At 64.6% G+C, this 26,768-nt stretch carries 23 protein-coding genes; 4 read left to right on the forward strand and 19 right to left on the reverse strand.

What is annotated here, in order from left to right; translation table 11 throughout:
* Positions 1 to 430, forward strand: a 430-nt coding sequence (locus ACOJSJ_RS14840) for a phosphotyrosine protein phosphatase (RefSeq protein WP_420145747.1), incomplete at its 5' end; no start/stop codon positions are given.
* Here ACOJSJ_RS14840 and ACOJSJ_RS14845 read toward each other — a convergent pair.
* The 4 genes from ACOJSJ_RS14845 to ACOJSJ_RS14860 form a co-directional block, all read right to left on the reverse strand.
* Positions 399 to 1,613 (reverse strand): carboxylate--amine ligase, encoded by a 1,215-nt coding sequence (locus ACOJSJ_RS14845; protein WP_420145748.1) that lies wholly within the window; start codon positions 1,611 to 1,613, stop codon positions 399 to 401. The genes ACOJSJ_RS14840 and ACOJSJ_RS14845 overlap by 32 nt on opposite strands.
* Entirely contained in the window at positions 1,610 to 2,590 is a 981-nt protein-coding gene (locus ACOJSJ_RS14850; RefSeq protein WP_420145749.1) for a polysaccharide deacetylase family protein, read from the reverse strand. Before ACOJSJ_RS14850 ends, ACOJSJ_RS14845 begins: the two co-directional genes overlap by 4 nt.
* 160 nt (positions 2,591 to 2,750) lie before the next feature.
* The gene (locus ACOJSJ_RS14855) at positions 2,751 to 3,245 is read right to left on the reverse strand and encodes a flavin reductase family protein (protein WP_420145750.1); all 495 of its coding nucleotides are present in this window, start codon (positions 3,243 to 3,245) and stop codon (positions 2,751 to 2,753) included.
* 111 nt (positions 3,246 to 3,356) lie between these two features.
* Positions 3,357 to 5,618: an NADP-dependent malic enzyme gene (locus ACOJSJ_RS14860; RefSeq protein ID WP_420145751.1), complete on the reverse strand. Its 2,262-nt coding sequence runs from the start codon at positions 5,616 to 5,618 to the stop codon at positions 3,357 to 3,359.
* Between the two features lie 138 nt (positions 5,619 to 5,756).
* Between ACOJSJ_RS14860 and mutS the strand changes: the two genes are divergently transcribed.
* Together mutS and ACOJSJ_RS14870 are read left to right on the forward strand one after the other, a co-directional pair.
* Entirely contained in the window at positions 5,757 to 8,414 is a 2,658-nt protein-coding gene (gene mutS, locus ACOJSJ_RS14865; RefSeq protein ID WP_420145752.1) for a DNA mismatch repair protein MutS, read from the forward strand.
* A 9-nt stretch (positions 8,415 to 8,423) separates the two neighbouring features.
* Positions 8,424 to 11,186: a [protein-PII] uridylyltransferase gene (locus tag ACOJSJ_RS14870; protein ID WP_420145753.1), complete on the forward strand. Its 2,763-nt coding sequence runs from the start codon at positions 8,424 to 8,426 to the stop codon at positions 11,184 to 11,186.
* 111 nt (positions 11,187 to 11,297) lie between these two features.
* Here the strand turns inward: ACOJSJ_RS14870 and ACOJSJ_RS14875 are convergent, their stop codons facing one another.
* From ACOJSJ_RS14875 to ACOJSJ_RS14935, 13 genes are all read right to left on the reverse strand, one after another.
* Positions 11,298 to 11,789: a PilZ domain-containing protein gene (locus ACOJSJ_RS14875; protein WP_420145754.1), complete on the reverse strand. Its 492-nt coding sequence runs from the start codon at positions 11,787 to 11,789 to the stop codon at positions 11,298 to 11,300.
* 64 nt (positions 11,790 to 11,853) lie between these two features.
* The gene (locus ACOJSJ_RS14880; RefSeq protein WP_420145755.1) at positions 11,854 to 12,357 is read right to left on the reverse strand and encodes a L,D-transpeptidase family protein; all 504 of its coding nucleotides are present in this window, start codon (positions 12,355 to 12,357) and stop codon (positions 11,854 to 11,856) included.
* On the reverse strand, positions 12,354 to 13,442 hold the full coding sequence (gene ribA, locus ACOJSJ_RS14885) for a GTP cyclohydrolase II (RefSeq protein WP_420145756.1): 1,089 nt from the start codon (positions 13,440 to 13,442) through the stop codon (positions 12,354 to 12,356). The genes ACOJSJ_RS14880 and ribA overlap by 4 nt, the downstream gene beginning before the upstream one ends.
* Positions 13,442 to 14,239, reverse strand: coding sequence for an exodeoxyribonuclease III (gene xth / locus ACOJSJ_RS14890; RefSeq protein ID WP_420145757.1), 798 nt, complete (start codon positions 14,237 to 14,239; stop codon positions 13,442 to 13,444). The genes ribA and xth overlap by 1 nt, the downstream gene beginning before the upstream one ends.
* A 295-nt stretch (positions 14,240 to 14,534) precedes the next feature.
* Positions 14,535 to 15,185, reverse strand: coding sequence for a LolA family protein (locus ACOJSJ_RS14895; protein ID WP_420145758.1), 651 nt, complete (start codon positions 15,183 to 15,185; stop codon positions 14,535 to 14,537).
* Between the two features lie 422 nt (positions 15,186 to 15,607).
* Positions 15,608 to 17,938 (reverse strand): DNA translocase FtsK 4TM domain-containing protein, encoded by a 2,331-nt coding sequence (locus tag ACOJSJ_RS14900; protein WP_420145759.1) that lies wholly within the window; start codon positions 17,936 to 17,938, stop codon positions 15,608 to 15,610.
* Positions 17,939 to 18,042: 104 nt separating this feature from the next.
* Positions 18,043 to 18,525 (reverse strand): GNAT family N-acetyltransferase, encoded by a 483-nt coding sequence (locus ACOJSJ_RS14905; protein WP_420145760.1) that lies wholly within the window; start codon positions 18,523 to 18,525, stop codon positions 18,043 to 18,045.
* Positions 18,522 to 19,424: a DMT family transporter gene (locus ACOJSJ_RS14910; protein WP_420145761.1), complete on the reverse strand. Its 903-nt coding sequence runs from the start codon at positions 19,422 to 19,424 to the stop codon at positions 18,522 to 18,524. The genes ACOJSJ_RS14905 and ACOJSJ_RS14910 overlap by 4 nt, the downstream gene beginning before the upstream one ends.
* Positions 19,425 to 19,441: 17 nt before the next feature.
* Positions 19,442 to 20,602 (reverse strand): flavodoxin-dependent (E)-4-hydroxy-3-methylbut-2-enyl-diphosphate synthase, encoded by a 1,161-nt coding sequence (ispG, locus tag ACOJSJ_RS14915; protein WP_420145762.1) that lies wholly within the window; start codon positions 20,600 to 20,602, stop codon positions 19,442 to 19,444.
* A gap of 116 nt (positions 20,603 to 20,718) precedes the next feature.
* A complete protein-coding gene (locus tag ACOJSJ_RS14920; RefSeq protein WP_420145763.1) occupies positions 20,719 to 22,020 on the reverse strand; it encodes an OmpP1/FadL family transporter in 1,302 nt (433 codons plus the stop codon).
* Between the two features lie 427 nt (positions 22,021 to 22,447).
* A complete protein-coding gene (gene pgmG, locus ACOJSJ_RS14925) occupies positions 22,448 to 23,824 on the reverse strand; it encodes a phosphoglucomutase/phosphomannomutase PgmG (protein WP_420145764.1) in 1,377 nt (458 codons plus the stop codon).
* The gene (locus tag ACOJSJ_RS14930) at positions 23,821 to 24,261 is read right to left on the reverse strand and encodes a DnaJ domain-containing protein (RefSeq protein ID WP_420145765.1); all 441 of its coding nucleotides are present in this window, start codon (positions 24,259 to 24,261) and stop codon (positions 23,821 to 23,823) included. The genes pgmG and ACOJSJ_RS14930 overlap by 4 nt, the downstream gene beginning before the upstream one ends.
* Positions 24,261 to 25,067, reverse strand: coding sequence for a division plane positioning ATPase MipZ (locus ACOJSJ_RS14935; protein ID WP_420145766.1), 807 nt, complete (start codon positions 25,065 to 25,067; stop codon positions 24,261 to 24,263). Before ACOJSJ_RS14935 ends, ACOJSJ_RS14930 begins: the two co-directional genes overlap by 1 nt.
* A 108-nt stretch (positions 25,068 to 25,175) precedes the next feature.
* On the opposite strand from ACOJSJ_RS14935, the gene panC reads away from it, so the two are divergent.
* The gene (gene panC, locus ACOJSJ_RS14940; protein WP_420145769.1) at positions 25,176 to 26,021 is read left to right on the forward strand and encodes a pantoate--beta-alanine ligase; all 846 of its coding nucleotides are present in this window, start codon (positions 25,176 to 25,178) and stop codon (positions 26,019 to 26,021) included.
* A 9-nt stretch (positions 26,022 to 26,030) separates the two neighbouring features.
* Here the strand turns inward: panC and ACOJSJ_RS14945 are convergent, their stop codons facing one another.
* A complete protein-coding gene (locus tag ACOJSJ_RS14945) occupies positions 26,031 to 26,159 on the reverse strand; it encodes a hypothetical protein (RefSeq protein WP_420145767.1) in 129 nt (42 codons plus the stop codon).
* 311 nt (positions 26,160 to 26,470) lie between these two features.
* The coding region (locus ACOJSJ_RS14950; protein ID WP_420145768.1) for a CopD family protein at positions 26,471 to 26,768 on the reverse strand (298 nt) is incomplete at its 5' end.

Below are 26,768 nucleotides of genomic sequence, written 5' to 3' on the forward strand. Positions count from 1 at the left end.
GTTCGTGTGTCAGGGCAATATCTGTCGCAGCGCCTTTGCCGACGTCGTGGCGCGGCGCGCGGGGATGCGGACCGCGTCCTTCGGCCTGTCCACCACTACCGGGCGCCCGGCGCATGAACCGGCCATCATGGCGGCGCAGGCGATGGGGCATGATATGGCGGCGCATCGCGCGGTCGATCTGGCCGACTATCAGCCCGAACCGGGGGACTTGCTGCTGGCGATGGAGGTGCGGCAATTGCACCGGCTGGCGGCGGACCCGCGTGTCGGCCATCTGCCCCGCATGCTGCTGGGCCAGTGGACGCGGCCAATGATGCCGCACCTGCACGACCCCTATCGTCTGGACGACAGCTATATGGCGACATGCCTGGCCCGCGTGGAACAGGCGGTCGACGCGCTGATCAGCGCCTTCCCCGGCGCACGGCTTTCCTGAACATCTGCGCCATGTCGTGCAGGAAAGGCCGGGGGTCCGACCGGCTGAACACATAATAGCGGGTGCGCGGATCGATGAAGGCGGCAAGATAGGCCAGCAGGTCGAAGATCGGGCGACGACGGAAAAAGGGGTCGCCGATCCGGCCGGGCATCAGCAGCACGCGCAGCAGGCGCTTGCTTTCGGGCACCATGTAGCGGGCGCGCAGGCGATGGCGCGGCGCGGGTGCTGGATCGGTGTCGCCCAGCACGCGGCGGCGATAGGCCTCCCACGCGAAATTGGCGCCGCAATGGCGGGCGAGCGGCAGGCTGCCCCAGAAGCGGCCATTCACTTCCATCAGCCAATAATCGCCGCTGGCCGCATCATAACGATATTCGACCATCGCCTGCCCATCCCAGTCGAGCGCGCGCAGCAGTTTTTCCGACAGCGCCATCTGTGCCGCATGGGCGCCCGCCGGTTCGGCGCGGCAGAGGGTGGATACGCCCCCTTCGGGCGGCCATTCGTGCAGGCGGCGATGCTGGAAACGCAGCGTGGCTTGACCCTGCGCCATATAGAGCATCTGGCCAAGGCCGACGCCGGGGCAATATTGCTGGATCAACGGCCAGCGGCCGATCGGCGCATAGCGATCAAGCAGCGCGTCCAGTTCCTGACGGGAACGGATATAGTCGGTCTTGATCCATTCAAGTCCCGCCTGTTCCAGCGCCCCCATGATTTCGGGCGGATTGGCCCATTTGGCGACCAGCGGATAGCGCATCGTCATGGCGCGGGCGGCGAAATCCTCACCCCGCCGGGGTTGCCATGTCTGGGGAACGCGCAGCCCCGCCGCCTGCGCCACGGTGATCGTCTGCAGCTTGTCGAGGACGCGGGCCAGCGGCTGCGCACGGGGCACCAGGATATGGCAGTCGCCGATCATCGGCGGCAGCGCGGCCAGTTGCAGCAGATCGGTTTCGGAAATGGCGAAAACGGCGCGGGCGCCGGTCTTCTCGATCAGCGCCGCAAGCCAGTCGGCGATGGGACCGGCGGGACGGTGCGACCAGTGCGTGCAATGGCGCGACGCGGTGACGATGGAGGTCGCGTCGCGCGCCACGCCATGGACCGGCACGCCATGTTCGCCAAGGTCGCGCACCACCGTCAGCGCGATGGCGTTTTCCAGACCGATGACAATCGCGCAGGGCAAGGATGTCACGCAGGCACCAGCCGATGTTCATAGCGCCAGGTCGCCCATGCCTGCTGCGCGATGCGTGAGGTCGTGCGCAGCTGGCTGGGCGCAGCGCGGGTCAGGTTGCGCAGGGGGCGATCGGCAAGGTCGACGGGAAGGTCGTTGAAACCTGCGCCATGGATCGACGGCAGGCGTGCGGCCTCCCGACAGAGCGCTTCGAACCGGGCCATGACGGCGCGGTTGGGGCGCCGGCGATCGCGCGAGAGCATTTCGAAACTGTGGGTGACCACGACGAAGGCGTCATGCCCTTCCTGCGCGGCATGGCGCAGGCCCGCGCGCATTTCCGCCGCCGACATGGCGCAGATCTGGGCCGGGCGAAAGCCGCCGGGGCGGTCCGCGATGCCGGACACGGGCAATTCGATGGTGCCATGATGCCGGAAAGCGCCGATCCGGGCCGGATCGGCCGATATGGTGCATTCGCGGCCGAGATAGGCGGGGTTGACGCTGCTGTCCCAGCGCACGCCCAGTTGCGACAGGGCGCGCAGCGTATCGTCGTTGGCGCCGAAATTGCCCGCGCGAAAGGCGGTGATGACCGGTGCGCCCGCATTTTCCAGCAAGGATTTGGCGAGGCCGAGCAGCGTTACCTGATCATCCAGCGTGAAGTCGCCGATATTGCGGCCCCGACGTCCGCCAACGGGCGATGCCGGTGCCGGAGCGAGCCACTCGGTGTGGATATGCATCTGCACTTCATGGCCGCGCCCGACGATTTCGCCGACGACGGGTTTCAGGAAATCGGCGCCATGGACCAGCGCGGGCAGCGGATCGAGGAAGAAGACGCCTTTGAGGCCATGGCGGTCCAGCAGATCCATCTGCCAGCCGATGCCGAACGCCCCGCCCTGCGCCCGCGCCCAGATCGACCGGTCGACATTGTCGTCAAGGCCCATGCCCCGCTGATGCAGCGAGGAAGACAGTTCCGTGTCGACAGTGATGAGCAGCGCGGTCATGCAACGGTCCGGTCAGGGGAGGCACCATGCCTGCCTTTAGAGGATCGGTAGTTAAGGAGGCGTAATGTTTCCCCAACATGTCCATAAAGACAATATGCGAGAAACAATAGCCCGCTTTACCCCGCCACCATTCTGAAAACGCCGGACAATGGGTAATGGATCATTCGATCAGGGAAAATTCCCCATAATTGCCCTGGAAGAAGAGCAGAGGGCTGCCGGGGCGGTCGACTTCCAGCGCGACGACGCGGCCGACGACGATGTCATGGTCGCCCGCTTCATGAACGGCATCGAGCGTGCAGTCGATCCAGGCGACGACATCGTCCAGTATCGGCGACCCATTGGCCGAAGTGCGATGGGATACGCCGGTGAACTTGTCCGGTCCGGGCGCCGCGATCTGACGACACAGCGCCTTCTGGTCGCTGGCGAGGACGTTGACGCAGAATTTGCCGACGGCCTGAATGCGCGGCCATGTGCCGGAGCTTTTGGCCGGGAAGAAGGCGACCAGAGGCGGGTCCAGCGAAACGGAGTTGAAGGAGCCGACCACCATGCCGACAGGCGTACCGTCCGCTTCGATAGCGGTGACGGCGCAGACGCCCGTGGGGTAATGGCCCAATACCCGACGGAATGTGGCGCTGTCGAAACTGGCTATGCTCAAAATTCTACTCCCCGGACGATCCCTGTTCCTTTCCCGCATGACCAGTGGCTTGCAAATGAAAAAGGCAGATCGTGGTGCAGAAAATCTGAACCACGATCATTTCGGACCGGATCAGCGCGCGATGCCGCCTGCCGCCAGCACGGCCAGCGTCAGCAGTTCGGACGCGTTGGACGACATGGTGGCGATCTGCACCGATTTTTCCATGCCGACCAGCAGCGGCCCGATCATCGTCGTACCGCCCAGTTCGCGCAGCAGCTTGGCCGAGATATTGGCCGATTGCAGGCCGGGCATGACCAGCACATTGGCAGGCCCCGACAGGCGGCTGAAAGGATAATTTTTCATGACGGTGGGGTTGAGCGCTGCGTCGGGCGTCATTTCGCCTTCATATTCGAAATCGACCGCCCGTTCGTCCAATATCTTCACCGCGTCGCGCACATTGTCGAGGAAAGCGCCGGGCGGATTGCCGAAATTGGAATAGGACAGGAACGCGACGCGCGGATCATGACCCATGCGGCGGGCGACGGCGACGGTGCCTTCCGCAATGTCGGCCAGTTCGGCGGCGGAGGGGCGTTCATGGACGGTGGTGTCGGCCAGAAACACGGTCTTGTCCTTTGCCACCATGACATGGATGCCAAAGGGGGTGCGGCCGGGCACCGGGTCCATCACGCGCTTCACTTCGCGCAGGGTCTGGCCATAGGGGCGGGTCGTGCCGGTGATCATCGCGTCGGCCACGCCCATCTTCACCAGCAGCGTGCCGAAGATGTGCCTATCGCGATTGACCATGCGTTCGCAGTCGCGGCGCAGATAGCCGCGACGCTGGAGCCGTTCGTAGAGCAGGTCGACCATCTGCGGCACCAGCGGCGAATTGACGCTGTTGTGCAGTTCGAAGCTTTCAGGATCGCGCACGCCCAGCGCGCGCAGTTTTTCGACCACATTGTCGCGACCCACGAGAACAGGAATGCCATAGCCCAGTTCGCGGAACTGGATGGCGGCGCGCAGGACGACTTCTTCTTCCGCTTCGGCAAAGACGACGCGCTTGGGATCGGCCTTCGCGATTTCATAGGCGCTGGTGAGGACCGAGGTGGTGGGGTTGAGGCGACCTTTCAGCGACTGGCGATAGGCCGCCATGTCGGTGATCGGTTTCTGTGCGACGCCGGTATCCATCGCGGCCTGCGCCACGGCGGCGGGCACCACTTCCATCAGGCGCGGGTCGAAGGGCGCGGGGATGATATAGTCGGGGCCGAAGCTGTGCGAGCGGCCATAGGCATGGGCGACTTCTTCGGGCACCTGTTCGCGGGCGAGTTCGGCAATCGCCTTGGCCGCCGCCAGCTTCATCGCGTCGTTGATGCCGGTTGCCCGCACATCGAGCGCGCCGCGGAAGATGAAGGGGAAGCCGAGGACGTTGTTCACCTGATTGGGGAAATCCGACCGGCCGGTGGCGACGATGGCGTCGGGGCGCACGGCATGGGCGTCGGGCGGCAGGATTTCGGGATCGGGGTTCGCCATGGCGAAGATGATCGGATTGGCGGCCATGGATTTCACCATGTCCTGGCTCATCGCGCCCGCGACCGAGAGGCCGAGGAACACGTCGGCGCCCTTTACCGCTTGCGTCAGCGTGCGGGCGTCGGTCCTGACCGCATGGGCGGACTTCCACTGGTTCATGCCTTCGGTGCGGCCCTGATAGATGACGCCCTTGCTGTCGCACATGATGACATTGTCGTTGGGGACGCCCAGCGCCTTGATCAGTTCGGTGCAGCTGATCGAGGCCGCGCCCGCGCCGTTCACCACGACCTTCATGTCCTTCATGTCGCGCCCGGTCAGCAGCGCGGCGTTGATGACGCCCGCCGCCGCGATGATCGCGGTGCCATGCTGATCGTCGTGGAAGACCGGAATGTTCATCCGTTCCTTCAGCGTGGTTTCGATGACGAAACATTCGGGCGCCTTGATGTCTTCAAGGTTGATACCGCCAAAGCTCGGCTCCATCAGTTCGACCGCGTCGATGAAGCGATCGACATCCTCGGTCTTCAATTCGATGTCGATGCTGTCGACGTCGGCGAAGCGTTTGAAGAGGACGGCCTTCCCCTCCATCACGGGCTTGGACGCCAGTGCGCCGAGATTGCCGAGGCCAAGGATGGCCGTGCCGTTGGAGATGACCGCGACCAGATTGCCCTTGGCCGTATAGTCGTAAGCGGTTGCGGGATCGGCGGCGATGGCGCGTACCGGCACCGCGACGCCGGGAGAATAAGCAAGGGAAAGGTCGCGCTGCGTCGCCATGGGTTTGGACGCGATGATCTCGATCTTGCCGGGGCGGCCGGTCGAATGGAAGAACAGCGCTTCGCGTTCGGAAAATTCCACATTCGATCGTTCGGCCATCGAAATCACCCATATATTGAAACAATGCACCGGCCCTAGCGGCAAGATTATCCTGTGGGCAAGTGCGAGAAGCGCAATTTTAATACGCGATTGCGAAGCGCTGGTTTCAGCCGCCGCTTCACGCTATCGCCCTGCCCCATGGCTTCCCACACCGACACGACCGCATCCGCCGCTGCCCCGACGCCGATGATGGCGCAATATCTGACGCTGAAGGCCGAAGCGCAGGACTGCCTGCTTTTCTATCGCATGGGCGATTTTTTCGAGCTGTTCTTTGACGATGCGAAAATGGCGGCGGCGACGCTGGACATTGCGCTGACCAGCCGGGGTGAGCATGGCGGCGCGCCGATCCCGATGTGCGGGGTGCCGGTGCACAGCGCCGAAGGCTATCTGGCGCGGCTGATCAAGGGCGGGCATCGCGTCGCCATCGCCGAACAGACCGAAACCCCGGCGCAGGCCAAGGCGCGCGGTGGCAAGACGCTCGTCGCGCGGGCGATCGTGCGATATGTGACGGCAGGCACGCTGACCGAAGAAACGCTGCTCGACAGCCGCCGCGACAATATGCTGGTCGCGCTGGCGCAGGTGGGCGGGGAAGATTCAGGCGAGATCGGCATCGCGGCGGCCGATATTTCGACCGGGCGGTTCGAAACGATGACATGCCCGGTGGGCGATCTGCCCGCCGAACTGGCGCGGTTGCGGCCGAGCGAAACGGTGGTGGCGGAAGGATGGGCGATCGACCTGCCCGATTGCCATGCCTTCGACAAGGCGGCCTTTTCCAGCGCGCGGGCGGAAGATGCGTTGAAACGGCTGTTCGGGGTCGCGACGCTGGACGGGTTCGGACAGTTCGGCCGGGCGGAACTGGCCGCAATGGGCGGGCTGATCGCCTATCTCGACCATGCGGGCAAGGGCACCCTGCCATTCCTGGCGCCGCCGATGCGCAAATCGAGCGGCGGGCATGTCGCCATCGACGCGGCGACACGGGAGAGTCTGGAAATCGTCGCCACCACCGGCGGCACGCGGGCCGGGAGCCTGCTGGGCGCGATCGACCGGACGGTGACGGGCGCGGGCGCGCGATTGCTGGGGCAGGATCTGTCCGCGCCGCTGATGGATCTGGGCGTGATCGAAGCGCGGCTGGGGCTGGTGAGCCTTTTCCATGATGAGGGCACGCTGCGCAGTCAGGTGCGCGGGGCGTTGCGCGCGTTGCCGGACATCGGCCGGGCGCTGGGGCGGGTGGCGGTGGGACGTGGCAGTCCCCGCGATCTGGGGCAGCTGCGCGATGGGCTGAACGAAGCGCGGTTGCTGCGCGAGCGGCTGGGGCGGATCGCGGATGCGCCGATATTGCTGGCCCAGCTGCTGCCCGCGCTGGACGGGCATGGCACACTGGTCGATGCGCTGTCGCGCGCGCTGGTGCCGTCGCCACCGACCGAGACGGCGAGTGGCGGCTATATTGCCGATGGCTATGATCCGGCGCTGGACGAATTGCGGCGGCTGAGCAGCGACGGGCGGCGCGCCATCGCCGCGCTGGAGGCGAAATATCGCGAGCAGACCGGGATTTCCGCGCTCAAGATCCGGCATAATGGCGTGCTGGGTTACCATGTCGAGGTGCCCGCGCGGGCAGCCGACCAGCTGATGGCGGCCGACAGCGGCTTTACCCATCGCCAGACGCTGGCGGGCGTGGTGCGATTCAATTCGATCGACCTGCATGAAGAGGCCGGGCGCGTGGCGCAGGCGGGCGCCCATGCTCTGGTCGCCGAAGCGGCGCATCTGGAAGGACTGATCGAGGCGGTGCTGGACCGCAAGAGCGACATCGCCCGCGCCGCCGATGCGCTGGCGCGGCTGGACGTCGCCGCTGCGCTGGCCGAACGGGCGGCGGAGGGCGGATGGCAGCGGCCGCATTTCGTCGAGGCCGACGGGGCGGGCCAGTGTCTGGACATCGTGGGCGGGCGGCATCCGGTGGTCGAGGATGCGCTGCGCAAGGACGGGCAGGCGTTCGTCGCCAATGATTGCCGGTTGAACGAGAGTGACCGGCTGTGGCTGGTCACCGGGCCGAACATGGGCGGTAAATCGACATTCCTGCGGCAAAATGCGCTGATCGTTATTCTGGCGCAGGCGGGCGGATATGTACCCGCGCAATCGGCCACGATGACGCTGGTCGACCGGCTGTTCAGCCGGGTGGGCGCTTCGGACAACCTTGCCAAAGGGCGGTCGACCTTCATGGTCGAGATGGTCGAGACGGCGGCGATCCTGTCGCAGGCGACGGAGCGCAGTTTCGTGATCCTGGACGAGGTGGGGCGTGGGACGTCGACCTATGACGGCCTGGCGATCGCCTGGGCGGTGGTGGAGGCGGTGCATGAGGTCAACCGGTGCCGGTGCCTGTTCGCGACCCATTATCATGAGCTGACGCGGCTGGCCGAAACGCTGTCGTCGCTGTCGCTGCATCATGTGCGGGCGCGGGAATGGAAGGGCGACCTCATCCTGCTGCACGAACTGGGGCAAGGCCCGGCCGATCGCAGCTATGGTCTGGCCGTGGCGCGGCTGGCGGGGTTGCCGCCCGCCGTGCTGAAGCGCGCCAAGGATGTGCTGGCGCGGCTGGAGGCGGGCAAGGCGAAGACCGGCGGGATTGCCGCGGGGCTGGACGACCTGCCGCTGTTTGCCGCCGTCGCGACGCATGAGGAGGAGAAGGTCGATCCGCTGATGGCGGCGATTGCCGCGATCGATGCGGACGCGCTGTCCCCGCGCGAAGCGCTGGACCATATCTATCGGCTGAAACAACTGGCCGCCGACGCGCAGCGCGATTAGAGAAAAGCCATGGTCATGCAGTACCCCGCCCTTGGATCGCGCCGCGCGATCATCGACCGGCGCGCCATTTCCGACAGGATCAACGCCCTGGCGCAGGAGCATCGGGGCGATGCTATGCGCCTGCGCGGGGCGATCGTCAGGGAATTGAAGGACGCGCTGGAACAGGGCCGGGGCGAAGTGGCCCGGCGGCTGGCGGACAAGCCCACGCGCGGGCGGGAAACGGTGAGCGCCTTCGCTTTCCTGATCGACCAGATTCTGCGGCTGCTCTACGATGCGACGACGCATCATCTGTACCCGGCGGGCAATCGCAGCACGGGGGAGCGGATTGCGCTGATCGCCGTGGGCGGATATGGCCGGGGCGAAATGGCGCCGCACAGCGACGTCGACATCGGGTTCATCACGCCGTGGAAGCCGACCGGCTGGACCGAGCAGGTCATCGAATCCATGCTCTATTCGCTGTGGGATCTGGGGCTGAAGGTCGGGCATAGCAGCCGTTCGGTCGACGAGACGATGCGCATGGCCAAAAGCGACCTGACGGTGCGCACCGCCCTTTTGGAGGCGCGCTATGTCTGGGGCGACCGGGCGCTGTATGAGGAAACCTCCGCCCGGTTCGACGCCGAAGTGATGCAGGGCAATGCCCGCGCATTCGTGACCGAAAAGCTGGAGGAGCGCGATGAGCGGCACCGGCGGATGGGTGACAGCCGCTATGTCGTGGAACCCAATGTCAAGGAAGGCAAGGGGGGCCTGCGCGACCTGCACACTTTGTTCTGGATCGGCAAATATGTGAACCGGGTGCGATCGGTCGCCGAACTGGTCGATGTCGGATTGCTGACGGAAGCGGAACTGCGCCAGTTCCAGAAGGCCGAGGATTTCCTGTGGGCGGTGCGATGCCACCTGCACAGCATCACCGGGCGCGCCGAGGACCGGCTGACGTTCGACCTGCAACTGGAAACCGCGACGCGGATGCACTTTACCGGACGCGCGGGCCGTTCGGGCGTCGAACGCTTCATGCGCTATTATTTCCTGAACGCAAAGACGGTGGGCGACCTGACCGCCGTGTTCCTGGCGCATCTGGATGACCAGATGGCGGAGAAAGGGCGGCGTTACATTCCGTCCATCTTCCGCCGGCCCAAGAAGCTGGACGGGTTCGTGCTGGAGCGCGGACGGATCGCCCTGCCCGGCGACGATTTCTTTCAGGCGGACCCGGTGCGGTTGCTGGAGATATTCGCGGTGGCGGACCGGCACGGGTTGCAGATTCACCCCAGCGCCATGCGCGCGGCGAGCCGGGATGCGGGGTTGATCACGGCAAAGGTGCGCAAGGATGTGCGCGCCAACGCCGCCTTCATGGATGTGCTGACATCCCCGCGCGATCCCGAAACGGTGCTGCGGTGGATGAACGAATCCACCGTGTTCGGCCGTTTCGTGCCCGATTTCCGCCGCGTCGTGGCGCAGATGCAGTTCGACATGTATCATCATTATACGGTCGACGAACATACGATCCGCGCCGTGGGCCTGCTGTCCCGCATCGAAAAGGGCGAGCTGGCGAGCGACCATCCGCTGGCGAGCGAGCTGATGGGCAAGCTGTTGTCGCGGCGCGTGCTCTATGTCGCGGTGCTGCTGCACGACATCGCCAAGGGGCGCGGCGGCGACCACAGCATATTGGGCGCGGAAGTCGCCGAATATCTGTGCCCGCGCCTTGGCCTGACCCCGGCAGAAACCGAAACGGTCGCATGGCTGGTGCGATACCATCTGCTGATGTCGGCGACCGCCTTCAAACGCGATCTGGCCGATTACAAGACGATCCTGGACTTTGTGGACGTGGTGCAGAGCGCGGAACGGTTGCGGCTGCTGCTGTGCCTGACGGTGGTCGATATTCGCGCCGTCGGCCCCGGCGTGTGGAACAGCTGGAAGCGGCAGTTACTGGGCGACCTGTATGATGCGGCCGAAGAAGTGCTGCGCCTTGGCCATAAGCAGAAGGGCCGGGGCGAACGGGTCGCGATGAAGCAGGCGGCGCTGCAACAGGCGCTGGGCATGGACGACGCGGCCTTCGCCGCGTTCAGCGCGCGCTTGCCCGAAAGCTACTGGATCGCCGAGCCGGACGACATATTGGTCCATAACGCCCAGCATATATTGGCGGCGGGCGACGCGCCCCTGTCCATCGCGGCGCAATATTATCCGCAGCGCGGGGCGACGCTGGTCACCGTCTATGCCGCAGACCATCCGGGGCTGTTCTATCGCATTGCGGGCGCCATCCATCTGGCGGGCGGAAACATCATCGACGCGCGCATCCATACGACGCGCGACGGCGTGGCGATCGACAATTTCCTGGTGCAGGATCCGCTGGGCGGCGCGTTTCACAGTGACGATCAGCTGAAGCGGATTCGCGGCGCGATCGAGGATTCGCTGTCGAACCGGCACCGCATGATCACCAAATTGTCGGCACGCCCCCTGCCCCGCACGCGGGCGGAGGCATTCCGCATCGAACCCAATGTGCTGATCGACAACAAGGCGTCGAACCGGTTTACGGTGGTCGAGGTGAATGCGCGTGACCGCCCCGCCCTGCTTTTCAGCCTGGCCAACGCCCTGTTCCAGTCCAAGGTGACGGTGCACAGCGCCCATGTCGCCACCTATGGCGAGCGCGCGGTCGATACATTCTATGTCACCGACCTGCTGGGCGGCAAGATAGAGAGCAAGGCGCGGCTACAGACGCTGGAGCGGCGTTTGCTGGAGGCGGCGGGCGGCGAAGTGGGCGAGGCGCTGGAGCGGGCCTGAGCCGCAGTTCAGGGCAGGCTGCGCTAAATTCGACGCAACATCTGTGCCTTAGTTATGTTTTATCGCATCCTTGCCTGCGCAAAACCAGTTTCCGCTTTTGCGCACGATGCCTTAGACGATCCGACTGCCCAGCCAGATCATGGCGATCGCGAGCGCCCAGGCCAGCAGGGCCGCCGTCACGATGATGCCGAGCCGGGACGCGGGCGACAGGCGGGATTCGTCCTGCGGCTCCGCGGTTTCCGATGGATCAGCCAGCATCGCGCCGGTGACGTTGAAACGCCCGGTGATCAGCGTATTGGCCTCGCGCGTGACGGTGACGTCATGGCCGGTCAGCACCTGATCGAACAACAGGCCGGTGCTGCCATCCTTGGCCCAGACGACATGGGCCGGGCGGGCGCCAAGGCCCGGAAGCCCGATGGTGACGCGATCATCCAGCGCCAGATCAAGATCACCCGATATGCGGCATCCACCGACGGACAGGTCGTTGATGATGATGTCGGCGGGCACCTGCGCTTCGGTGCGCATGGTCGACATACGCTGCACATCCCGGCGATCGCTGGCGCGGCGGTTCGTCAGCAATTTGGCTTGGATGGCGCTGGACATCGACCCTTCCTGATCTGACGCCATGACTATAGCTAAGCCCCGTTAAAAGGAGATTAAGCGGCGGTCAGGGCAGAAGTTCCATCCCGTCGCCCGGCGCCAGCAACGGCAGGAGGCGCAGCATGTCCGCCCGGTCCACCGCGACGCATCCCGCCGTCGGCCGTCCTTCGGACAAATGGAAGAAGATGGCGCTGCCCTGCCCCGGCACCGGCGGCGCATCATTATGGCCCAGCACGACGATGATGTCATAGGCGTCGTCGGCGCGGATCAGGCTTTCGGCAGAAAAGGGGCGCGGCAGGCGTATGGGGCGGTTATAGGCCGGGTCGGCGACATCGTCCGACCAGCCGTCACTGGCCCCGATCCAACGCCATGGCAGGCGAATGCCGGTCGACACGGCCTTTCCAAGGCGCAGCAGGACGCCGCGGATCGGCCAGATGCCAAGCGGGGTGCAGCCGTCGCCTTCGCGTTTGTCAGCCGCCGGGCAGGCGCCGCCCCGGCCGATGGTGCAATCCATCGCCATGTCGCCCAAGGTCAGGCGGCCCGCGCCGCAATCGACGCGGATCAGGGTCAAAGCTGGTGCCCGGTACGGTCCCGCTTCGTAGCGAGATAGCGTTCGTTATGCGGGTTGGCGGGCAGGATGATCGGCAGGCGTTCCGTCACCGCGACCCCGGCCGCCTCCAGCCCCGCCACCTTATTCGGATTGTTGGTGAGCAGGCGCACCTGATTCACGCCCAGCAAATCGAGCATCCGCGCCGCGACGGAAAAATCGCGCGCGTCGATGGCGAAGCCCAGCCGCACATTGGCGTCGACTGTGTCGAACCCCTGATCCTGAAGCGCATAGGCGCGCAGTTTGTTGACGAGGCCGATGCCGCGCCCTTCCTGCCGCAGGTAGAGGAGGACGCCCCATGGCGCGTCGGCGATCCGGTGCAGCGCTTCATGAAGCTGGGGTCCGCAGTCGCATTTGAGGCTGCCCAGCACGTCGCCGGTCAGGCATTCGCTGTGCAGGCGGATGACAGGCGGCGATGAATCGCGTTTGCCGACGATCAGCGCGACATGTTCGCGCGGTTCGTCCGGACTGCGGAAGGCGATGATTTCCGCGCTTTCGCTGGCCGATACGGGCAGGCGCGCGCGGGTGGCGATGGCGAGGTTTCCGGCATCGTCATAGGCGGCAATGGCATCGGCGCTGAGCGATGCCTCCACCGGGCCGTCGCCTTCCATCAGGAAATAGGCGGGCAGGATGCCGGCAAGGCGGGCAAGGCGCAGCGCCGCCTTTGCCGCATGCGGCGCAGGCAGCGGGCGAACGCGGAACGGCCCCTTGAGCGGCGAGGCAAGATCCAGCACCGGGTCGGAAATGGCGGTGGCAACGTCCGCGTCGATCCATGGCGCACGCTCGACCAGCACCGGCAGGTCGGGGTCGGCGGCCGCCAGCTGATTGGCGAGTTTCAGCGTTTCGGCGCGGGCGGCGGAAATCAGGATGTCCGCCCGCCCCGCCGGATCGAAATCGGCCAGCGTGACCGCATCCGCCCCCTCCACCGCCATCAGGCGGATCGCGCCGTCGGCCGCCATCAGGCGGATCGCCCAGCCCCGACGCAGCGCATCGATGGCCCGCGCGGCATCGCGGCCCTGCGCCGCAGCAGGTCCGGCGGCATCGCTCATCAGAAGGCGAACTCGGTAATGATGGGGATATGGTCGGACGGCTTCACCCAGCTGCGTGCGGGTTCGACCACGCGATGGCTGACCGCCTTGTCCGCGACGTCGCGGGTCATCCACATATGGTCGAGGCGGCGGCCGCGATCCGATTCCGCCCAGTCCTTCGCCCGGTAGCTCCACCAGGTGTAGAGGCGCGCAGGGGCCGGGTGGAAATGGCGGCCGATATCGACCCAGTCGTTCGACGCCTGAAGCCGCGCCAGGATTTCGCATTCGACCGGCGTGTGGCTGACGACGTTCAGAAGCTGCTTGTGGCTCCATACGTCGCATTCCAGCGGGGCGATGTTGAAATCGCCGGTCAGGATCGTCGGCTTGTCATCCAGCGCGGACGACCACTGGATCATCCGTTCGATAAAATCGAGTTTCTGGCCGAATTTGGGATTCACATCGCGATCGGGAACGTCGCCGCCCGCGGGCACATAGACATTTTCGATCCGCACGCCATTGTCGAGCCGGACGCCGACATGGCGCGCCTCCCCATTGGCCTGCCAGTCGAACCGGTCATCTTCATGCACCGGCACCTTGCTCATGATCGCGACGCCGTGATGCATGCGCTGGCCATTCAGTACCTGATGAACATAGCCCATCCGGCGGAACATTTCGGTGGGAAAAGTATCGTTCACCACCTTCGTTTCCTGAAGGCACAATATGTCGGGCGCCTCCATACGCAGCAGCTGTTCGACGATGTCGATGCGCGCGCGGACGGAGTTGATGTTCCAGGAACAGATGGAAAGGGTATCGACCATGGTCTGCAACTAGGGAGAGGCGCGTCGTTACGCAAGCGTCGGCGGGATCGGGCAGGCATCAGACAGGCGCGAGGCCCACAACGTAAGACCCCCGCTCCGGGGGCGTGGAACGGGGGTCTCGATTGCGCCCTTGAAGCGCTTCGCGGCGGGAGGGGGGACCGGGTAACAGGGGGGAAATCCCGGTTTGGTCTCTCGCCGTTGATGTAAGGATTAGCGCCCGGCATATGAGCGGCAGATGAACGGTCCTGACAAGAATCGTTATCTTTTTGTCAGGCCATCCCGCCGGGCGCTCCGTTCAACCGCCAGCTGAGCGTCCGCGCGGACGAGGGTCGGTCCAGCGGAAAGCGGAGTCGGCGACCGGTGCGCCATAGACCTGATTGGAAAAACGCACCGCGGTGCGATTATTCTGCGAATCGAGCATCACCCATCCGTAAAGCTGAAGACCGGCGGGACCGGCGCGGTCGCGTTTAAAGATCATGGTGATGGTGCCATATTCGGGCCGCTTGGGATCGCGCGCCTCCACGCTCAGGATCGAAGGGTCGCCGGTCGGCACGACCTTGCCGAATTTCGACAGATCCTTCGATGGGTCGAGCAAGGCGCCCAGCGGCGAGCTGCCGATCGGCCAGCGTTGCACCTGACGCACTTCATAATCGATCATGGTCAGCGCCTTGCCATCGCTGACGATCAGCAACGGTACGCCCTTTTGATACTGGAAGCGGATCTTGCCCGGCTGTTTCAGAGTGAGCTTGCCGGTCAGAGTCTGACCGGCGCGGTCGGTCTGGCTGAAATCGGCGGTCAGGGTGGTGACGCCGCGAATATAGGCGCTGACCTGCGCCAGATCGGACGTGCCCTGCTGCGCGGCGGCGGGCGTGATCGGCGTGATGCCCGTCAAAGCCAGCGGTGCGGCGGCAAGGGCGAGAAACAGGGGCGCAAGGCTGCGCTGCATGGCGTTCAACTCCGGTTGTTTCAGGAGGGAGGAGGTAGAAGGTCAGGTTTGAACCCCCAGTGAACCTTGCTGTTCCCGCGAACCCCGTTGTGTCGGGACGGCAGAGTTTGCCATGGGGGAAAGGTGATGGGGGAGAGCATCCGCAAAATCATCGGGACGGCTCCATCCCCCATGCTCCCGCCTCGCCATGCCGGTCTTACCGGCGGCACCGCTCCAATTATGTTATCGGCGCGGCAGCAGCAGGTGCAGGCCTAGACGCTTTTGATCATAAAAAAAAGGGCCGATCTGACGATCGACCCTGAAAGTTTTTAGGAGAGGATGCCTGAAAGGCCTGTCCCCTATGCCCGGCAGCCCGGCGCGCTGCAAATGCGAAGGACAAAAGCACGATTGCGTGATGTGCAATCGTACCGGGAAAGCCAGCGTCAGATCGGATTCCCGTTTTCGTCGCGCAGCACTTCGCGGCGGCCGACATGGTTGGGCGGGCCGACCAGCCCTTCTTCCTCCATCCGTTCGATGAGGCGCGCCGCGCTGTTGTAACCGACGCGTAGCTGGCGTTGCAGCCAGCTGGTCGATGCCTTCTGGTTCTCGAAGACGAGCTGGCATGCCTTGCGGAACAGCTGCGCGTCGGGGCTGTCGTCGCCAAGGTCCACGCCGTCGAGGGCGAAGCTGCCCTCTTCGGGTTCTTCGGTCACGGCGGAGATATAGTCGGGCTGGCCCTGCGCACGCCAGTGATCGGCGACGACGCGGACTTCATCGTCCGACACGAACGGGCCGTGGACGCGGGTCAGCCCCTTGCCACCGTGCATGTAGAGCATGTCGCCCTTGCCCAGCAGCTGTTCGGCGCCCTGTTCGCCAAGGATCGTGCGGCTGTCGATCTTGCTGGTCACAAAGAAGCTGATGCGGGTGGGCAGGTTCGCCTTGATGACGCCGGTGATGACGTCGACGGAAGGGCGCTGGGTCGCCAGGATCAGGTGGATGCCCGCCGCGCGCGCCTTTTGCGCGAGGCGCTGGATCAGGAATTCGACTTCCTTGCCCGCCGTCATCATGAGGTCGGCCAGTTCGTCCACCACCACCACGATCTGGGGCAGCGGCTGGAAATCCAGCTGTTCTTCCTCATAGATGGGCTTGCCGGTTTCGGGGTCGTAGCCGGTCTGGACACGGCGACCGAGCGGCTTGCCCTTCGCCTTCGCGGCGCGGACCTTTTCATTATAATTGGCGAGGTTGCGCACGGATATGGACGCCATCATGCGATAGCGATCCTCCATCTGCTCCACCGCCCATTTGAGCGCGCGGATCGCCTTGGCCGGTTCGGTGACGACCGGCGAGAGGAGATGCGGGATGTCGTCATAGGTCGACAGTTCCAGCATCTTGGGATCGATCATGATGAGGCGCAGCTGATCGGGCGTCATGCGATAGAGCAGCGACAGGATCATCGCGTTCAAACCGACCGATTTACCCGAACCCGTCGTACCCGCGATCAGCAGGTGCGGCATAGGGGCAAGGTCGGCGATGATCGGTTCGCCGGATATATTCTTGCCAAGGATGATCGGCAGGGTCGCTTCCTGCGCGAACTGTTCCGACGTGATGAGTTCGCGGAAGGACACGCCCTCCCGGTTCGCATTGGGCAGTTCGATGCCGATGACGGTGCGGCCCGGAATCGTCGCGACGCGGGCGGACAGGGCCGACATGTTGCGGGCGATGTCGTCGGCGAGCGCGATGACGCGGCTGGCCTTGATACCGGGCGCGGGTTCCAGTTCGTACATGGTGACGACCGGGCCGGGACGCACTTCGGTGATGTTGCCCTTTACATGGAAGTCGTCGAGCACGGATTCGAGCAGGCGGGCGTTGCGTTCCAGCGCGGCCTTGTCGATCTTGCCACCCTGATTGGCGGGGACGGGATTGAGAAGGTCTGGCGAGGGCAGCGACGAATGACCGAACAGATCATCCTGGCTGACGGGCGCCATGGCGCGCTGCACCGGGGCGGGTTTGGGCGACTGGATGGTGATGGGCGGCTTGGGTTCGTTCGAAACCTGCTTGCGCGGGGCGATGACGCGTTCGGCCGGTTCGTCTTCGTCATCATAATCGTCATCATCGGAAGCAGGCGCGGTGCCGCCAAAGCCCAGCGTCGGGCGCGGCAGCGCCAGCCGGGGCAGCGAAGGACGGCGCAGCGCGAAGATCGGCTTTTCGAGCGCGAGACTGCGATAGCAGGCGAAAAGGCCACCGATCAGCGCGACGAAGACCAGCACGCCGCGTATCCATGGCGCGGCGGCGGGCGCCTGCGCCGTCAGGCTGATGAGGCCCTTTGCCGTGGCGAGGCCGATCATGCCGCCCCAGCCGGACGGCAGGCCGACGAGCGGGTCGGGCTGAAACAGCGCCAGCGCGATGCCGATCAGGGCGACGCCCGACAGGCATTTGCCATATTGGCCGACCCAGCCGCCCATATCCTGATCCCCCCACAGGCGGCGCGCGGTGACCGCCATCAACGGCAGGAACAGGGCAACGGGCACGCCCAGGATCAACAGCAGCACGTCCGACACCCATGCGCCGGGCGCGCCCATGATGTTACCGACATGATCGCCCGCCACCGTCATCAGCGACGGGTCGCTGGGGGCGTAGCTCAAAAGCGCGAGGGCAAGGAACAGGGTCGCCAGCATGAGCGCGATCGCGCCGATCAGCGCGCCGCTGCGGATCAGGCTGCGCTTGAGCATTTCACGCCATTCCGGCGTGCGTTTCACGGTGCGGCCCACGGCCATATGTCTGTCTGTCCCCCAAATGTTCCAGATCGGCACAATGCGCCAAGGTGGGAGTCCCGGTCAAGCCTGTGGCCGAACGGCTCATCCCGCCGGGTCGCGCCATGTCAGCCGGCGGCAAGCGCCGTGAGCGCATCGCCATCGACCCGCTGGACCGTCCATTCGTCCATCGGCTTTGCGCCGATCGCGCGATAGACGGCGATGGCCGGTTCGTTCCAGTCGAGCACCGACCATTCCAGCCGGGCGCAGTCGCGTTCGATCGCCATTTGCGCGAGGCGGACCAGCAACGCCTTGCCCGCGCCAAGGCCGCGCGCCTGCGGCAGGACGAACAGATCCTCCAGATAGAGGCCCGGACGCCCTTCGAAGGTCGAAAAATTGTGGAAGAAGAGCGCGAAGCCGACCGCTTTGCCATCATGGTCTGCAATCAGCACTTCGGCCATGGGGCGCGGGCCGAAAAGATAGCGGGCGAGCGTATCGCGATCCGTCTTCACCTCATGCGCCAGCTTTTCATAGTCGGCCAGCGCGAGGATGAAGGCGTGGATGGTGTCGATGTCGTCGGCGCGCGCCGTGCGAATAAGGATGTCTGTCATGCCGTGCCCGCCTCAACATGAGCCAGTTCGGCCCGTTTCGAGCGGGCGGCGATAAGGCAGGCGACGACGATCAGCAAGGCGCCCGCCATGGTGGTGAGCGTGACCCGTTCGCCAAAGGCCAGCCAGCCGACGATGGCGGCCCACAGGAAGGCGCTATATTCGACCGGAATCAGCCGCTGCGCCTCCGCCCGTGCATAGGCCCAGGCGAGCGCGGCGAGCGAAGTGAAGGCCAGCGTCGCGGCCAGCAGGACCAGCGGCACGGCGCCTGTCGGGGGAAGGATAGCCAGCCATGGCGCGCAGGTCGAAAACACCGCCAGCATGACGAGATGCTGGAAAAAGGCGACCTCTATGGGTGAGGCGACCTGCGCCTGTTGCCGCTGGATGATGAGGTTCCATGCGAAAAGGACCGCCGAACCGAGAACCGCCAGCACGCCTAGCAGCGCGTCGGCTTCATAACGGCCCGACAGCTTGCCCGACAGGATGACGGCGACCCCGACCAGCCCCAGCAGCGACGCGCCGACCGCCTGTCGCCCGACCTTTTCCTTCAGCAGCAGCGCAGCGAGATACAGGGCAATCAGTGGGGCGATGAAGGACAGCGCGATCGCTTCGGCCAGCGGCAGGCGCAGGATCGACCAGAAGAAGAGCAGCGCCATCGCCGCCACCACCGTGCCGCGCAGCAGATGGATGCGCAGCACCTGCCGCGTCGGCCAGCGCTGACGGGTGAGCAGCATCAGCGCAAGGCCCAGCAGGGTGCCGGTGACGGCCCGCCAGAAGAGCGCGTTGTAGAGGCCGATGGCAAGGCTGAGGCCCTTCATCGCCGCGTCCATCACCGAAAACAGCGCCACGCCGACGCAGCAGATGACGAAGGGGATGGCGAAACCGCCCTGATCACGCGCCATGATGAAGGGCCGCTGACTTATTCAGCCGCCTGTGCCTGTCCCGCATCGGTCGTTTCGGCTTCCAGCTTCTCCGCTTCGATCTGCGCCGCCTTGGCCTCCACCAGCTTCACGATATGGTCGACCATGTCGGCATCCTGGATGGTATGATCGGTGACGCCCGACAGATAGACCATATGTTTGCCATTGCCGCCGCCGGTGAGGCCGATGTCGGTTTCCCGCGCTTCGCCCGGACCGTTGACGACGCAGCCCAGTACGGAGAGGGAAAGCGGCGTGTTGATATGCTGAAGCCGTTCCTCCAGCGCCTGCACGGTGCGGATGACGTCGAAGCCCTGCCGCGCGCAGGACGGGCAGGAAATGACCTTCACGCCGCGGGTGCGGATGCCGAGCGATTTGAGAATCTCGTAGCCGACGCGCACTTCCTCTTCCGGTTCGGCGGAGAGGGAGACGCGGATCGTGTCGCCGATCCCGGCCCAGAGCAGATTGCCGATGCCGATCGCGCTTTTCACCGTGCCGCCGATCAGGCCGCCCGCTTCGGTGATGCCGAGGTGCAACGGGCAATCGACCGCTTCGGCCAGCTGCATATAGGCGGCGACGGCCAGGAAGACGTCGCTGGCCTTCACCGCAACCTTATATTCGTGGAAATCCTGATCCTGAAGCAGCTTGATATGGTCGAGCGCGGATTCGACCAGCGCTTCCGGGCAGGGTTCGCCATATTTTTCGAGCAGATTCTTTTCGAGCGAACCGGCGTTGACGCCGATGCGGATCGAGCAGCCATTGGCTTTCGCCGCGTCGACCACTTCCTTCACGCGCTTTGCCGAACCGATATTGCCGGGATTGATGCGCAGGCATGCCGCGCCCGCATCGGCCGCTTCCAGCGCGCGTTTGTAATGGAAATGGATGTCGGCGACGATCGGCACCTTTACGGCGCGGACGATCTGTTTGAGGGCGGCGGAGGATTCTTCGTCCGGGCAGGACACGCGGACGATGTCGACGCCCGCATCCTCGCACCGGCGAATCTGGTCGATGGTCGCTTTGACGTCATGCGTCAGCGTGTTCGTCATCGTCTGAACGCTGACGGGCGCGCCGCCGCCGACGGGCACATTGCCGACCATGATCTGCCGCGACTGACGCCGCGCGATGTCACGCCAGGGGCGCAGGCCGGGATTATGGTCGGACATGAAAAAGAGGCTCCGTACTATACGGAGCCTCTATAGGGATGTTTTGCGTCAGTTAGAAGCGTGAGCGGCCCTGTTGTTTCCGCTTTGCCGAAACATGCAGGGCAGCACCATGCCGATCAGAAGCGTATGGTGAGCGACGCCGCCACCTGATCCGCATTGCCGCTCGTTTGGGCCAGCGTCGTCGCGGTCACCGTGGCGGGGGCCGGGAAATAGCTGTCCGGGCGGATGATGTTCGCCTTTTCCACGAAGGTATGCGCGTAGCTGACATTGAGGGCGAAGGCGTCCGACATGTTCCAGGTCGCGCCGCCCGTCAGCCAGACGCGGTCGCCATCGGGCACGCGGGTGGTCAGATGCTGCGGATTGGTGGGCGAACGGTCGAACATCGTGCCTGCGCGCAGGGTCAGCGCCTTGGAAACATCATATTCGCCGCCGATGCTGACCGAATAGCTGTCTTTATAATCCAGTTCCTTGTTCGTGGTGCCGGTGGCGGATGTGACCGCGATGCCCTTGAACTTCGACCAGTTATACCATTTGCCGGTGATCATCGCGCGCAGTTGCGGGGTCAGGCGGTGCATCATCGATACGGTCACGATGTCGGGCAGGTCGAGCGGCGCGGTCGCGGCGAAATCGCCATTGCCGACCGCAACCGGGCCGAGCAGACCGGACACGGTCTGGGTGCCTGCCAGCTTATGCTTGATGCCGGAACGGTAATGGACGCCCCAGTTGGTGTCGCCGGTGGTGTAGAACAGGCCCGCATTCCAGCCGACCGACCAGTCGTCACCCTTCAGCCGGGCAAAGCCGTCGGTGGGCGCCAGCGGCGAGAGTTGCGGCAGGGCGTTGGTGAGCGTGGCCTTCACATATTGCACGTCGACGCCGCCCCCGATGGAGAGGTTGTCGGTCAGCTTATAGGCGGCCGAAGGCTGAATATTATAGGTTTTAAGGTCGGTGTAGAGCGAGTCATAGCGACCGAAGAAACCATTGTCATATTCCAGTTTCAGGCCAAAGGGCGCGTTGACGCCAAGGCCCAGCCAGAGGCGGTCGCTGACCTGCGCGCTGGCATAGAAGCTGGGGATGGGGATGACGCTTTCGAACGGGTTGCCGCCGTCATTGCCGGTGATAGGCGCGCGGACGGGGACGCCGGGAATGGTGCGGCTGGACCCGCGATTGGTCTGATGCGCCGACGCCATCAGCGCGACGCCGCCGATCGAGGTCTGGATACCGTCCAGTTCCGTCATCGCGGCAGGATTGAAATAGATGGTCGACGGATCGTCGCCCGCCGCAGCGCCACCCGACAGGGCGCGACCGGTTTCCTTGGGCGACTGTTCCTGAAGATAGAAGCCCCCGGCAAGGGCCGGCGTTGCCGCCGCCATGGAACCGAACAGAGCAAAGGCTGAAAGAATGCGACCGCGATGCGTCATGGCAAATCCTCTTCTGGGGACATATGGGCCTGGTGTCGGAGGCGTTCGAACGCACGACCGGCTGTTATGGGCGCAGCCGATTATCAGGATTTCCATGAATTTCCAGCCTTTGGCCCGTGGAATCCATCGCATTTTCAGGACAGAGGCAAGCAAGGGACGATGCGCGACGCTACGGCAGCAGGGCCGTGTGGCAATGATGCAGCAATCAAAAAAAAAGCCGCCCAGATGGACGGCCTTGAAGTTTTTAGGAGAGGATGCCTGAAAGGCCCTTTCCTTTTGCAGCGCAGCGATGGTCGTCGCAAATGCGAAACATGGAAGGGCGATTGCGTTTCCTGCAATCGTTGTCCGGTTAACTGCTTGCCGTAAGGGAAGTACGCAATTGCACGGAACGGAATTAGACCAAGGTATAAGGGTAAATCATGCCGATTCAGGACGATTGCGGCCTTGTCACGCCCGATTCGGCCAGTTGGGCATCGATCTGCGCAATCAGATGATCGAGCGTCGCCCGATCGGATGATTCGGCGCGCGCCACCAGAGCCGCTTCGGTATTGGAAGCGCGCAACAGCCACCAGCCATCGGCGGTCCGGACCCTGACTCCGTCTATCGCGCATATATCCGCACCGGCGGCGGTCAGGCGGGCGGAGACTTCGTCCACCACTGCGAATTTGCGGGATTCAGGCACGGGGAAGCGCCATTCGGGGGTGATGACGCTGACCGGCATTGCATCATGCAGCGCGGTAACGCCATGGCCGAGCGATCCGGTCGCCCGGATCAGCCGGATGGCGGCGTAAAGACCATCGTCATAGCCCGGATAATCGTCGGCAAAGAAGAGGTGGCCGGTGGTTTCGCCGCCCAGCGGGCTGCCAATCTGCTTCATTCTGGACTTGATATGGCTGTGGCCGGTCTTCCACATATCGGGCACGCCACCCAGCGCGGCGATGCGGTCGAACACGGTCTGGCTGGTCTTCACATCGGCGACGATCGGCGCGCCGGGGCGGTTTTGCAGCACGACCTGCGCAAAGAGACCCACAAGCTGATCGCCCGGCAGCCTACGGCCCAGGCCGTCGATCACGCCGATCCGGTCGCCATCGCCATCGAAAGCCACACCGAAATCGAGTTGCTTGTCGAGGACGAGCGCGCGCAGGTCCGCCAGATTGCGATCCTGCGAAGGATCGGGATGATGATGGGGAAAGTGACCGTCTATATCGGTGAAGAGCAGATGATGCTCACCCGGCAGCAGCTGTGCCAGCTTCTCCACGACCGGGCCAGCCGCGCCATTGCCCGCGTCCCAGCCGATGCGGCAGGCGGGGCCGTCGAACCCCTGCATCAGGCGCGCGACATAGGCGTCCATGACCGGCGCATGTTCGTACGAACCTTTTCCGCTTTCCCAGTCGCCCGCCGCCGCCAGCGCGCCAAGCGCCTGAATCTGCGCGCCGAAAAAAGGCGCATGGCGCTGCACCAGTTTGAAGCCATTCTGATCGCCGGGATTATGGCTGCCGGTTATCTGAATGCCGCCGTCCACATCGCCCGTCATTTCGGCATGATATAGCATGGGCGTGGGGCCAAGCCCGATGCGCAGCACATCGATGCCGCTGTGCATCAGCCCGTCGACCAGAGCAGCCTCCAGCATCGGCGAACTCAGGCGCCCGTCATAGCCGACCGCGACCCTACGTCCGCCGGAACGGGCGATGGTGGTGCCGAAACTGCGGCCGAGCGCATGGGCGTCCGCTTCGTGCAGCGTGTCGCCCACCCGCCCGCGCAGATCATAGTCGCGCAGCAGCGTGGGATCAAAGCGGTGGATCACCGTTTCTTCTGTTTCTGATCGGCGAGCAGAATGTCGCGCGCGGCGTTGATTTCCGCCGCCAGTGCTTCGGTGCCGCCCTTGTCGGGATGAACCGACGCGATCAGGCGGCGGTGCGCGGCGCGGATCGCGCGGGCGTCGGCATGATCGGGCAGGCCGAGCAAGGCCCGCGCCCGGACGACGTCATCGCTGCCCGGCACGGGTTTCGGGGGACCGGCGCGTTTGCGCGGGCGGCTTTTCGCACTGCCCTGCTGCGCGAAGAACAGCGCCGCGCCGATCAGCAGGGGCGCGCCGATCCCCGGCTTGCCCTTTGCCGCCAGCACCGCGCCCACCAGCGCCGCGCCCAGCGCCATGCCATCCTTTGCCGTCATGCGTTGCAGCCTTCCCGTCCAGATCAGCCAGACCGCCAGCCCCGCCAGCAGGATCGCCAGCCAGCCCATCAGGCCGCGCCGAGCAGATCCAGCGACGCCGTGCCTTCGGACGTCGGCAGAGCGAAACCGGACACCATTTCGCGCAGTTCCTGTCGCGCGGCGATGTGGCTGACGCCCAGTTCGCCCAGATGCCCCTTGTCGAGCAGGGTAAGGCCCGAAGGAAAGAGTTCGCGGAAGATGACGCGTTCCGAAAGGCCCGGAATGACGCGGAAGCCGACGCGGCGCGACAATTCCATCAGCGCGTCGCCCACGCGTTTCTTGTTGCGCGCGTCATGATGCTGGACACGGTTGCGCAGCACCACCCAGTCGATCGTCACGCCGTCGACCTTTGCCCGTTCCTTGCGCGCTTCGAAAATCAGTTCGGAATAGAAGGACGGGCTGCGCACCTTGAAAGTTTCGGGATCGACCTGACCGATCAGGTCGAAATCGACGAAACTGTCGTTCATCGGCGTCACCAGCGTATTGGCATGCGGCGCCAGATGCCGGGCATAGATGTCGTCGCGGCCGGGCGTGTCGACCACCAGAAAATCCTTGCCCACCGCCAGTTCGATCACCTGATCGTCCAGCACGGCGATGCTGTCGCCGGTGAAGACGCCGAAATCGGGGGTCGGCAGGTCGATGCCGCGACGACGCGCGGTTTCCTGACGATTTTCCATATAGCGGGTCACGGTGCGCTGACGCGGATCGAGATCGATCAGTCCCACTTGATGGCCCAGCGCCGACAGGGCGATGGCGGTATGGACCGCCGTGGTCGATTTCCCCGTTCCGCCCTTTTCATTGGCGAAGACGATGAGATGCGGCTGCGGATTCGCCATTGGCCCCAGTAAACCCCGTTGATTGTCGCAATGCATGTTGACGGTCGCGCAGGCACCAGCCTAGCAGGACACACATTCTAGATCGCCCTTATCGGAGCCATGACTTCCGTGCAAATATTGCGTGACCTGCCCGCCCTTCGGTCCGCCGTCGATGCCCTGAAAAGCGACGGAAAGCCGGTCGTGCTGGTGCCCACGATGGGCGCCCTGCATGACGGGCATCTGGCGCTGGTCGAAGAAGCGCGGCGGGGCGGACGGCATGTGGTCGTGTCGATTTTTGTCAATCCGCGCCAGTTCGGGCCGAACGAGGATCTGGACGCCTATCCCAGGCGGGAGGCGAAGGACGCGCAATTGCTGACCGCGGCAGGCGCGGACATATTATGGGCGCCCACGGTCGAGGTCATGTATCCGGCCGGTTACGCCACCAATATCAGCGTGTCGGGGATCAGCGAGGGTCTGGACGGGGCGGCGCGGCCGGGCCATTTCGATGGCGTGGCGACGGTCGTCACCAAATTGTTCAATCAGGTGCGGCCCGACGTCGCGATATTCGGCGAGAAGGATTATCAGCAGCTGGCCGTCATCCGCCGTTTCGTCAGCGACCTTGACCTGCCGGTCGAGATTGTCGGCATGCCGACCCAGCGGGCGGAAGATGGCCTCGCCCTGTCATCCCGCAACGCCTATCTGAGCGAGGAGGAGCGCAAGGCCGCGCTGGCCCTGCCCCGCGCCCTGGCGCAAGCGAAACGGCAGATGGAAAAGGGCGAGCCGGTGGACGGCGCGCTGTCGAAGGCGGTTGCTACATTGGCCGGCGCAGGTTTCGATCCGATCGATTATGTGACGCTGTGCGATGCCGTCACGCTGGCGCCGATGCATGTGCTGGACCGCCCGGCGCAGCTGCTGGGCGCGGCCAAGCTGGGCACGACGCGGCTGATCGACAATATCGCGGTCGATCCTGCCTGAATCGCAGCATCACAGCATCGCGGCGACGATGCCGCCGGTGAGGACGGCAAGACCGGCCGCGACCCAGCCTTCCCATGTATAGGCCGTAATGCCCCATCCCAGACGCTTTGGGCCGAACCAGAGACGCAGGTCGTTCATCGGGTTGCTTCCTTGCGTGACGGCTTAACTTCGCACATTTCCCGCTGAATCCGACATATAATTGCGCGGGCGCGATCCTATCGGTCGGTTACGCAGGGCGATTATATCAGTATGTCGGATCGTAGGACAGATTTGGGTTCGGCCAGAAGCGGCCATGTCCCCCCTCCTGTTTACGGGAGGGGGTTAGGGGGCGGGCTGGACGTCGCGAAAGCCCACCACACTGCGACCAGCGCGCTGCGCGCGCAAGTCTCGCTGCCCCGCCCGTTGGCGAGAGGGAGGTGGCGGAAAACCAACTAATCACGCTATCGCCTTCAGAAGGGTTTCACGATTACCGCGATGACGATGACGGCCGCAGCGACGCCCGGAATCTCGTTCAGCATGCGCAGCGCCTTGTCGCTGAGCGGGCGCTGACCCCTTGCCAGTTTCTTCGCATAGGCGCTGATCCAGCCATGATAGCCCGACAGGCCGAGGACGAAGAGCAGTTTCAGATGAAACCAGCCGAAACTCCACGCCCCGATTTCGACCATCAGCATCAGGCCGAACAGCCAGGTGAGGACCAGCGAAGGGTTCAGGATGATCTTGAGCAGCCGGGTTTCGCGTTCGATCCAG

This window comes from Sphingobium sp. (genome assembly GCF_048594625.1).
Taxonomy (GTDB): Bacteria; Pseudomonadota; Alphaproteobacteria; order Sphingomonadales; family Sphingomonadaceae; genus Sphingobium.

What these genes read in the sequence shown, in the direction of transcription:
- ACOJSJ_RS14860 (WP_420145751.1), bottom strand. Translation starts at nt 5,618, where the DNA reads ATGGCCGAACGATCGAATGTGGAATTTTCCGAACGCGAAGCGCTGTTC.
- xth (WP_420145757.1), bottom strand. Translation starts at nt 14,239, where the DNA reads ATGGTCGATACCCTTTCCATCTGTTCCTGGAACATCAACTCCGTCCGC.
- ACOJSJ_RS14945 (WP_420145767.1), bottom strand. Translation starts at nt 26,159, where the DNA reads ATGAACGACCTGCGTCTCTGGTTCGGCCCAAAGCGTCTGGGATGGGGC.
- ACOJSJ_RS14905 (WP_420145760.1), bottom strand. Translation starts at nt 18,525, where the DNA reads ATGACAGACATCCTTATTCGCACGGCGCGCGCCGACGACATCGACACC.
- ribA (WP_420145756.1), bottom strand. Translation starts at nt 13,442, where the DNA reads ATGAGCGATGCCGCCGGACCTGCTGCGGCGCAGGGCCGCGATGCCGCG.
- ACOJSJ_RS14895 (WP_420145758.1), bottom strand. Translation starts at nt 15,185, where the DNA reads ATGCAGCGCAGCCTTGCGCCCCTGTTTCTCGCCCTTGCCGCCGCACCG.
- ispG (WP_420145762.1), bottom strand. Translation starts at nt 20,602, where the DNA reads ATGTCCGACCATAATCCCGGCCTGCGCCCCTGGCGTGACATCGCGCGG.
- ACOJSJ_RS14870 (WP_420145753.1), top strand. Translation starts at nt 8,424, where the DNA reads ATGGTCATGCAGTACCCCGCCCTTGGATCGCGCCGCGCGATCATCGAC.
- ACOJSJ_RS14930 (WP_420145765.1), bottom strand. Translation starts at nt 24,261, where the DNA reads ATGGGCTGGCTGGCGATCCTGCTGGCGGGGCTGGCGGTCTGGCTGATC.
- ACOJSJ_RS14875 (WP_420145754.1), bottom strand. Translation starts at nt 11,789, where the DNA reads ATGTCCAGCGCCATCCAAGCCAAATTGCTGACGAACCGCCGCGCCAGC.
- ACOJSJ_RS14920 (WP_420145763.1), bottom strand. Translation starts at nt 22,020, where the DNA reads ATGACGCATCGCGGTCGCATTCTTTCAGCCTTTGCTCTGTTCGGTTCC.
- mutS (WP_420145752.1), top strand. Translation starts at nt 5,757, where the DNA reads ATGGCTTCCCACACCGACACGACCGCATCCGCCGCTGCCCCGACGCCG.
- ACOJSJ_RS14900 (WP_420145759.1), bottom strand. Translation starts at nt 17,938, where the DNA reads ATGGCCGTGGGCCGCACCGTGAAACGCACGCCGGAATGGCGTGAAATG.
- ACOJSJ_RS14910 (WP_420145761.1), bottom strand. Translation starts at nt 19,424, where the DNA reads ATGGCGCGTGATCAGGGCGGTTTCGCCATCCCCTTCGTCATCTGCTGC.
- ACOJSJ_RS14935 (WP_420145766.1), bottom strand. Translation starts at nt 25,067, where the DNA reads ATGGCGAATCCGCAGCCGCATCTCATCGTCTTCGCCAATGAAAAGGGC.
- ACOJSJ_RS14850 (WP_420145749.1), bottom strand. Translation starts at nt 2,590, where the DNA reads ATGACCGCGCTGCTCATCACTGTCGACACGGAACTGTCTTCCTCGCTG.